The organism is Streptomyces sp. NPDC058469 (assembly GCF_042721125.1).
GTDB lineage: Bacteria > Actinomycetota > Actinomycetes > Streptomycetales > Streptomycetaceae > Streptomyces.
In genome coordinates, this window is the sequence record NZ_JBHXME010000355.1 from 1 (window position 1) to 1,662 (window position 1,662).

At 56.4% G+C, this 1,662-nt stretch carries 2 rRNA genes; both read left to right on the forward strand.

Going from position 1 to position 1,662, the window contains the following annotated elements:
* Positions 1-1,396: ribosomal RNA gene (locus tag ACFWP5_RS52400) — 23S ribosomal RNA — on the forward strand; the annotation flags it as partial.
* Positions 1,397-1,491: 95 nt separating this feature from the next.
* Positions 1,492-1,608, forward strand: a 5S ribosomal RNA gene (gene rrf / locus ACFWP5_RS52405).
* The last annotated feature ends 54 nt before the right edge of the window (positions 1,609-1,662 follow it).

Genomic DNA, 1,662 nt, shown 5'->3' on the forward strand with positions numbered 1-1,662 from the left:
AGGGTGAGACCTGATGCCGAGCCGATTGTGGTGAAGTGGATGATCCTATGCTGTCGAGAAAAGCCTCTAGCGAGTTTCATGGCGGCCCGTACCCTAAACCGACTCAGGTGGTCAGGTAGAGAATACCGAGGCGTTCGGGTGAACTATGGTTAAGGAACTCGGCAAAATGCCCCCGTAACTTCGGGAGAAGGGGGGCCATCACTGGTGAGAGCACTTGCTGCTCGAGCTGGGGGTGGCCGCAGAGACCAGCGAGAAGCGACTGTTTACTAAAAACACAGGTCCGTGCGAAGCCGTAAGGCGATGTATACGGACTGACGCCTGCCCGGTGCTGGAACGTTAAGGGGACCGGTTAGTGCACTTTCGGGTGTGCGAAGCTGAGAACTTAAGCGCCAGTAAACGGCGGTGGTAACTATAACCATCCTAAGGTAGCGAAATTCCTTGTCGGGTAAGTTCCGACCTGCACGAATGGCGTAACGACTTCTCGACTGTCTCAACCATAGGCCCGGTGAAATTGCACTACGAGTAAAGATGCTCGTTTCGCGCAGCAGGACGGAAAGACCCCGGGACCTTTACTACAGTTTGATATTGGTGTTCGGTTCGGCTTGTGTAGGATAGCTGGGAGACTGTGAACTCTGGACGCCAGTTCAGGGGGAGTCGTCGTTGAAATACCAGTCTGGTCGTGCTGGATGTCTAACCTGGGTCCGTGATCCGGATCAGGGACAGTGTCTGATGGGTAGTTTAACTGGGGCGGTTGCCTCCTAAAGAGTAACGGAGGCGCCCAAAGGTTCCCTCAGCCTGGTTGGCAATCAGGTGTTGAGTGTAAGTGCACAAGGGAGCTTGACTGTGAGACCGACGGGTCGAGCAGGGACGAAAGTCGGGACTAGTGATCCGGCGGTGGCTTGTGGAAGCGCCGTCGCTCAACGGATAAAAGGTACCCCGGGGATAACAGGCTGATCTTCCCCAAGAGTCCATATCGACGGGATGGTTTGGCACCTCGATGTCGGCTCGTCGCATCCTGGGGCTGGAGTCGGTCCCAAGGGTTGGGCTGTTCGCCCATTAAAGCGGTACGCGAGCTGGGTTTAGAACGTCGTGAGACAGTTCGGTCCCTATCCGCTGCGCGCGCAGGAACATTGAGAAGGGCTGTCCCTAGTACGAGAGGACCGGGACGGACGAACCTCTGGTGTGCCAGTTGTTCTGCCAAGGGCATGGCTGGTTGGCTACGTTCGGGAGGGATAACCGCTGAAAGCATCTAAGCGGGAAGCCTGCTTCGAGATGAGTGTTCCCACCCCCTTTGAGGGGTTAAGGCTCCCAGTAGACGACTGGGTTGATAGGCCGGATCTGGAAGGCGGGTAACCGCTGGAGGTGACCGGTACTAATAGGCCGAGGGCTTGTCCTCAGTTGCTCGCGTCCACTGTGTTGGTTCTGAAACCACGAACAACCCCACATCCCTGGGTTTTGCGGGGTGTGGTGCGGTTGTCTGTTTCATAGTGTTTCGGTGGTCATAGCGTGAGGGAAACGCCCGGTTACATTCCGAACCCGGAAGCTAAGCCTTACAGCGCCGATGGTACTGCAGGGGGGACCCTGTGGGAGAGTAGGACACCGCCGAACAAATATTGCGAAAACCCCCGTACCGTTAATCCGGTACGGGGGTTTTCTGCGTTT